Here is a 7,175-nt window from a genome sequence, read left to right as displayed (position 1 = left end):
GGGGGCGGAGCTCACAAAGACGAGCGAAATCCCTGCGATCCCGCCCCATCCAAACATCCCCGGTTACTGCGCAACAGGCCCCTTGAGGGGAGGGGGACGCTGGCGACTATCGCTCCTGCCCTTTCGCCTTCAATTCCAACCTCCGCGCGTGCAGCACTGGCTCGGTGTAGCCGTTGGGCTGGACGCGGCCTTTGAAGACGAGATCGCAGGCGGCGAGGAAGGCGATGGACTTGTCGAATTCCGGTGCCATCGGCCGGTAGAGCGGATCGCCTTCATTCTGGCGGTCGACGATAGCCGCCATGCGCTTCATCGTCTCCATGACCTGCTCGGGCGTGCAGACGCGGTGATGCAGCCAGTTGGCGATGTGCTGAGAGGAGATGCGCAGCGTGGCGCGGTCCTCCATCAGGCCGACGTCGTTTATATCTGGTACTTTCGAACAGCCGACGCCCTGGTCGATCCAGCGCACGACATAGCCCAGAATCCCCTGCGCGTTGTTGTCGAGCTCCTTCTGGATGTCTTCCTGAGACCAGTTCGGCAGCCTTGCCACCGGTACCGACAGGATGTCGTCGAGCCTGGCCTTGGGCCGGCTCTTCAGAGCCTGCTGCACGGCGTGGACGTCGACCTTGTGGTAGTGCGTGGCATGCAGGGTTGCTGCCGTCGGCGACGGCACCCAGGCGGTGTTGGCGCCGGCCTTGGGGTGCGCGATTTTCTCGGCCAGCATTGCCGCCATCAGGTCGGGCATCGCCCACATGCCCTTGCCGATCTGGGCGCGGCCGGCCAGCCCGCATTCGAGGCCGGTATCGACGTTCCAGGCTTCGTAGGCGGCAATCCAGGCGGCCTGTTTCATGTCGCCCTTGCGGATCATCGGGCCGGCTTCCATCGAGGTGTGGATCTCGTCGCCGGTGCGGTCGAGAAAGCCGGTGTTGATGAAGACGACGCGATCTTTCGCGGCGCGGATCGCCTCCTTGAGGTTGACGGTGGTGCGCCGCTCTTCGTCCATGATGCCCATCTTGATGGTGTTTTTCGCCATGCCGAGCAGCGCTTCGACGCGGTCGAAAATCTCGACCGCGAAGGCAACTTCGTCGGGCCCGTGCATCTTGGGCTTTACGATATACATTGAGCCGGCGCGAGAATTGGCGCGCCGCCCCTTCGGGCCGATGTCGTGCAGCGCGATCAGCACCGTCAGCGCCGCATCCATGATGCCTTCCGGCACCTCGTTGCCTTCGCGGTCTAATATCGCCGGATTGGTCATGAGGTGGCCGACATTCCTGACCAGCATCAGCGAGCGGCCGGACAAGGTCAGCGTGCCGCCATCCGGCGCGGTATAGGTGCGGTCGGGGTTGAGCCTGCGGACAAAGCTCTTGCCGGCCTTGGTGATCTCTTCCGCCAAGTCGCCCTTCATCAGGCCGAGCCAGTTGCGGTAGACCAGCACCTTGTCCTGCGCATCCACCGCGGCGACCGAATCCTCGCAGTCCTGGATGGTGGTCAGCGCAGATTCCAGCACGACATCGGCAATGCCGGCCGGATCGGTGCGGCCGATCTGGTTGTTGTGGTCGACAACGATTTCGATGTGCAGGCCGCTCTTGACCAGCAGGACGGCTTCGGGATTGGCGGCATCGCCGCGATAGCCGGCAAACTGCTTGAGGTCGGCAAGCGTGGTGGCGCCGGCACCCTCGCCGAGCCGCAACATGCCGTTGGCGACCGAAAGCCCGTTGACGCCGGCCCATTTGCCTGTGGTGAGCGGCGCCGCCTCGTCGAAGAAGCTTTTCACCCAGGCGACGACCTTGGCACCGCGCGCCGGATTGAATTTGTTGCCTCGCTCGGCGCCGTCCGTCTCCGGAATGGCATCGGTGCCGTAGAGCGCATCGTACAGCGAACCCCAGCGCGCATTGGCGGCGTTCAGCGCATAACGCGCGTTCATCACCGGCACCACCAGCTGCGGCCCGGCGACCGAAGCGATTTCAGGGTCGACATTTTCGGTGGTCACGCTGAACGCCGGCCCCTCGGGCAGGAGATAGCCGATCTCGCGGAGGAACGTCTTGTAGGCCTCCATGTCGACGGGCGCGCCATTGTCGCGGTACCAGCGGTCGAGCTTGTCCTGCATGGCGTCGCGCTTTTCGAGCAGCGCCCGATTTTTTGGCGAGAGATCATGGACGATGGCCGAAAAACCGTTCCAGAATGCCTCCGCCTCGATGCCGGTGCCCGGCAGCGCCTCGTTCACGACGAAATCATGAAGCTCGCGGGCAATCCGCAATCCGGCGATCTCGACGCGATCGGTCATCAGGGCTTCTCCAGACGAAGGCTAGGCCGGGCCTTTGACATGTCAGGGTGGCAGGGTCAATTCGGCTTAGGTGAAGGTAGGGCGTTTTCGCTGCCGATCTCCCCCCTCGAGGGGGAGATGGGCGCGAAGCGGCCAGAGGGGGTCGGTTCGACCGGGCTCGGCCTCCTGCGGCACAAGGAAGTCGCGCTTCATGCGAGGCGACCCCCTCTGTCGCCTTCGGCGACATCTCCCCCTCGAGGGGGGAGATTACGCGCTCACACCGCAATCCTTGGCCGTCCCGACGCGATCGCCACGACATGCGCCTCGATGAACATGCGCTGGCCCTCGACGGTCGAGACGCGGAACTCGCTTGCGATTTCGATCTCGGCGCTGTCGGTGCCGGCGTCCTTCGCGCGTCCAGCGGCAATCGCCCGCACATCTTTCTCCGCCGCCGCGATTGCCGCCGCCTCGTCGTTGAAGTCCCGCACGCTTTCGCCTGAGGCGACACGGAACAGCCCTTCCTTGGGCTGGCTGACCCGCGCCTCGGCCGAGACCCGGACCTGGCCGACGACGGCGCCGAGCGCATTCGCGACATCGGTATCCTCCGGCACCACGCATCGATTGCCGACCAGCTCAGCCAGCCCGGCATAGTGCAGCGGCGCCGAGGCGCCGAGGCCGATCACCGGACGGTCGAGCGCGACGCTGAGGCGGGCGATGCCTGGATGGGCGTCGACGGCACGCTGGACCAGCGCATGGGCGACGGTCGCCGCGCCATCCAGCCCATCCTCGGCGAAGGCGGTCTCGAGGATGACTTCGGCCGACAGGCGGGTCAGCGCGGTCAGCACCCGTTCCGAGATCGCCTCCGGCGAGGCGGCGATGAACTGGCCGCGGCCGTCGCGCCTGCGCGCGAACAGCTCGGCGCCGAGACGCGCCGCGGCCGCATCCCAATTGGCCTGCCTGCCCAGCACATGCGCGGCATCCGACGGCGTGAAGCCGGCGACATGCACCAGCCCGCGCGACACCAGCCGGTTCAAGGTGGCGTTCTGGGCATTCGAGGTCAGCAATCTGTCGAGAGCCTGCGGCACGGCACCGATCAGTTCGTAAAGCTTGGCTTCGGCACCGGTCAGTCCGGCCGCCAGCCGCTCCGGCACGCCGGTTCGAACCGCCAGACGTCCGTCCATGCGACCAGGATTGGGAGCCCGCAGCTGGCGTTCCAGCTCTGATGCAACCGCCTCGCCATGTATCATGCCGGCCAGCGCCAGCGGCACCAGGCGGCGCGGCCCGAGCAGGATTTTCGGGTTGAGCACGCCGTCCTCCAGCGCCACTTCGGAATCGCCGCCCAGGCCAAAGGTGCGCATGGCGACCGCTTCGACCATGGTGCGGAAGCCGCCGACGGTGGCGCCTTCCGGATCGAGCCGCGGCCGACCCTTGTCGAGCACGGCGACGTCGGTGGTGGTGCCGCCGATGTCGGAGACCACGGCATCGTCGAGGCCGGTCATGTGGCGGGCGCCGACGAGGCTGGCGGCCGGGCCGGACAGGATCGTCTCGATCGGCCGCTGGCGGGCAAAGGCGGCCGAGACCAAAGCGCCGTCGCCGCGCACCACCATCAGCGGGGCGGCGATGTTGCGCGCGGCCAAAAAGCCTTCGGTTGCCGCGACCAGCCGGTCGATCATCGAGATCAGTCTGGCGTTGAGCAAGGTCGTCAGCGCCCGGCGCGGCCCGCCGAGCTTGGCCGACAGTTCGTGGCTGGCGGTGACCGGCAGGCCGGTTACGTCGCGGATCAGGTTCCGCGCGCTTAGCTCGTGCGCCGGATTGCGGGTGGCGAAATAGGCGCAGACTGCAAAGCCGGACACCGACTTTTCCCATTCCGGCAAAGCTGCCTCCAGCCCGGACAGATCGAGCTTTGCCGCATTGCCGTGGACATCGTGGCCGCCGGGGCAGAACACCACGGGATCGGTGCCAAGTGCGGCCTTCAGCCCGTCGCGGGCAAGGTCGCCCTCGGCAAAGCCGATCATCACCAGCGCGACCCGGCCGCCCTGGCCCTCGACCAGCGCGTTGGTGGCAAGCGTCGTCGACATCGACACCAGTTTTATCGCAGTCGGGTCGGTGCCGGCTTTTTGCAGCACCGCATCGACCGCGCCCGATATGCCGACGGCGAGATCGTGGCGCGTCGTCAGCGCCTTGGCCTTGGCCAGAACTTTGCCGCTTGGGCCACCGGCCTCCGACCACAGCACCGCGTCGGTGTAGGTGCCGCCGGTGTCGATGCCGAGGAACAGGGGTGAGGGTTTGGGCCTGGCGGTCATATTTGCGTCCGGAGAATTCGTCTCCGCCCCTTAGCGGATACCGGCCGATCGATAAAGCCGTGATGGCTGGGCCACGGGCGATGATCGTGGTGACGGCCAATCTCCCCCCTCGTGGGGGAGATGTCCGGCAGGACAGAGGGGGCGCTGTCCCGCCGACCTTGCCACGATCTAAGGCACCTCGGCGAGCCCCGCCGCAATCACGATATGCTGGCAGACATTGTCGATGTCGCGGATGATGTCATCGTTCCAGAAACGCAGGACGGTCCAGCCGTCCTGTTCCAGGCGCACTGTCCTTGCTTCGTCTCTGGCAACAGCATCGGCTTCGGTATGCTAGGAGCCGTCGACTTCCACGATCAGCTTCTGCTCCGGGCAGGCGAAATCGACAATGTAACCGGCGACCGGAAGTTGTCGCCGAAAGCCAAGCCCCATCAGCCGGTGCGCGCGAAGCTCGTTCCAGAGCTTCAATTCAGCAGAGGTCATGACCTTACGCATCGATCGGGCATTTGCGCGGTGTTTTGGAGGCAATGGCGTATGAGGCATTGTACTGCTGAAATTGGCGCTCTATGGCGCCCCCCTCTGTCCTGCCGGACATCTCCCCCACTTGGGGGGAGATTGGCAGCTTGGCCGGACAGCCCTCCTACCCCACAAACCCCACGCGCTTGTGCGATCCATCGCAGAACGGCTTGTTGGCGGAATGGCCGCAACGGCAGAGGAAGGCGCGCTGGGTGCGGTCGACCGTGTGGCCGGTGCCGGTGACGATTTCGACATTGCCTTCGAGCTTGAGCGGGCCGTTGGTCGTCGGTGTGACGGTCAGCGGGCCATTGCGCGCCTCCAGCGCCGGCGTATCCTTCAGCGGCGGCTCGCCCGTGGCGGTGAAGCCTGCCTTGGCGTGGCTGCCGTCGCAGAACGGCTTGTTTTCCGAGGCGCCGCAGCGGCACAGCGTGGCGCGGAAGAACGTCTCGCCGCCAAGCACGATCTCGGCGTGCACCGCCAGCGGGCCGTTCTCCCTGATGCGCACGGTGTTGACCACCGGCGGCTGCTCCTGCGGCCCGCCATCCTTGCGGATATAGGTGATGGCGCCGGACGGGCAGGCTTCGGCGAGCGCGCACGATCTTCTCGACGCTGGCCGCCTCGGGGTGGATCCACTGGCCGGGCGCATTGGGCACGAAGACATGGGGATCGCCCAGCACGCAATTGCGCGAATGGATGCAGCGGCGCCCGGAAAAGCCGATATCGATTTTTTCGCCTTCGACCGTGCCTGCCATGGGTGCATCTCCTTGCTGAAGGCGTCACGCTATGGCGGCGGCCGGGACGGCGTCAAGCTGCCTGAGAGGCTGGGCGCCTGATCTCCCCCCTTGAGGGGGAGATGTCGCCGAAGGCGACAGAAGGGGGGCGTTGCGCGTGGAGCGCCGGCATCATCTGTCCGCGATGGGACGTCGCATCAGGACGTACCGACCCCCTCTGGCCTGCCGGCCATCTCCCCCTCAAGGGGGGAGATTTGCCACGTCACGGCACCAGATCGATTTCCTCGGTCTCGCCGCCGCTGCAGGTGTAGCAGCAATCGTCGCACTTTTCCGTGTTGCCGGGGCCGACACCCCAATAGGTGCTGTCGTCGCCATCGACCCAGGCGCCATAGCAGATCGATTCGCCGTCATTGCAGGACAGCGGGATCGACTTGGTCTCGCCGTCGTTGAGATAATAATCCTGATTGTTGCCCGGCCAGACATGGTCGCGGTCCTGGCTGTAGAGTTCGACGCGCATGGCGTTCGGATGGCTGTTCTTGATCTCGAAGGTGACATCGCCGGCATGCGCGACGGGCGCAAACAAGGCGGCAAGGCAAAGCGCCGCGGCAGCGCGGCGCACGGAAGCGTAAAACATTGGATATTCCCCCCGGAATGAAACGGCCTGCCCGGCCGCGAGGGGGAACATGGCATGGCGGCGGGATGGGTGGAAGGGGGTTGCGCCGCCTACTTCGCCAGATGTGGAGAGAATGGATTTTCAGGTCCTTATGAGCAAAAGCGTCAAACTCCACCGGATAAGATCGTGAGAATTGTGGCTATGGCTATCTAATCAAACACAATTCTGCTTTGCTTCAACAATGGCGGCGATCAACCTTCCAATACAAATCACTTACGACACAAGAGGCTCAACACCTTTGGTGGACGTAATAGCGGCGCTGCAAGCAGCAGACATAGCAATCCAGGATGCCGTTTCCTTACTTCCCAGCCTAATCGATGGTGTTCACATCGAGCGGAGTCAGATAAATGTTCGCTCTTTGTCCCAAGAAAGCCCCCTTCGGGAGCTATTCGTGGTGTCGCTGATCGTTGCCTTTCAGGACGATTTGAAAACCGAGATTCCGCCAATGCTTGAGGACCTTTTCAAGGTCAACATACCGGACTCGTACGACTCGTTGGTCACGGTCGTTACGATGATAGTCCTGTTTTACGGCGCGTCGTTTTTGAAGGATGCAGCGGTAAAGGCGGTGGAGGATGGCGCGCTCAGGCGGAAACTAGACAACATTGTCGATCAGCTAGGGTCAGGACTCATTGATCCAGAAGATGAAGGCTGCAGCGAAGGCGATCGCCGACAGGAAGGTGTGAGCACATCGGTCG

5 protein-coding genes and 2 pseudogenes are annotated in these 7,175 nt (G+C 64.5%); 1 reads left to right on the top strand and 6 read right to left on the bottom strand.

Translation table 11 applies throughout. From position 1 onward, the window contains the following. Positions 1 to 106 precede the first annotated feature (106 nt). The 6 genes and pseudogenes from NKJ17_RS33145 to NKJ17_RS33120 all read right to left on the bottom strand — a co-directional run bounded on the left by NKJ17_RS33145 (position 107) and on the right by NKJ17_RS33120 (position 6,441). Positions 107 to 2,281: a malate synthase G gene (locus NKJ17_RS33145; protein ID WP_352691908.1), complete on the bottom strand. Its 2,175-nt coding sequence runs from the start codon at positions 2,279 to 2,281 to the stop codon at positions 107 to 109. A 254-nt stretch (positions 2,282 to 2,535) separates the two neighbouring features. Then, positions 2,536 to 4,563: a hydantoinase/oxoprolinase N-terminal domain-containing protein gene (locus NKJ17_RS33140; RefSeq protein WP_352691906.1), complete on the bottom strand. Its 2,028-nt coding sequence runs from the start codon at positions 4,561 to 4,563 to the stop codon at positions 2,536 to 2,538. 168 nt (positions 4,564 to 4,731) lie between these two features. Beyond that, a pseudogene (locus NKJ17_RS33135) lies at positions 4,732 to 5,103 on the bottom strand (endonuclease domain-containing protein). A 97-nt stretch (positions 5,104 to 5,200) separates the two neighbouring features. Then, positions 5,201 to 5,593 (bottom strand): CDGSH iron-sulfur domain-containing protein, encoded by a 393-nt coding sequence (locus NKJ17_RS33130; protein WP_352691904.1) that lies wholly within the window; start codon positions 5,591 to 5,593, stop codon positions 5,201 to 5,203. Between the two features lie 133 nt (positions 5,594 to 5,726). Beyond that, positions 5,727 to 5,828 (bottom strand): annotated as a pseudogene (locus NKJ17_RS33125) ((4Fe-4S)-binding protein); the annotation flags it as partial. Between the two features lie 241 nt (positions 5,829 to 6,069). Continuing rightward, a complete protein-coding gene (locus NKJ17_RS33120; RefSeq protein ID WP_352648388.1) occupies positions 6,070 to 6,441 on the bottom strand; it encodes a hypothetical protein in 372 nt (123 codons plus the stop codon). A gap of 220 nt (positions 6,442 to 6,661) precedes the next feature. On the opposite strand from NKJ17_RS33120, the gene NKJ17_RS33115 reads away from it, so the two are divergent. Continuing rightward, on the top strand, positions 6,662 to 7,175 hold a 514-nt coding region (locus NKJ17_RS33115; protein ID WP_352691902.1), incomplete at its 3' end, for a hypothetical protein.

This window comes from Mesorhizobium sp. M0208, from assembly GCF_040322015.1.
Lineage (GTDB): Bacteria > Pseudomonadota > Alphaproteobacteria > Rhizobiales > Rhizobiaceae > Mesorhizobium.
The sequence above is the reverse complement of the archived record's forward strand: the minus strand, read 5'-3'. Positions and strand labels throughout refer to the sequence as shown.

Excerpts from the sequence above, each read along its gene's own strand:
- NKJ17_RS33140 (WP_352691906.1), bottom strand. The coding sequence starts at position 4,563 with ATGACCGCCAGGCCCAAACCCTCACCCCTGTTCCTCGGCATCGACACC.
- NKJ17_RS33120 (WP_352648388.1), bottom strand. The coding sequence starts at position 6,441 with ATGTTTTACGCTTCCGTGCGCCGCGCTGCCGCGGCGCTTTGCCTTGCC.
- NKJ17_RS33145 (WP_352691908.1), bottom strand. The coding sequence starts at position 2,281 with ATGACCGATCGCGTCGAGATCGCCGGATTGCGGATTGCCCGCGAGCTT.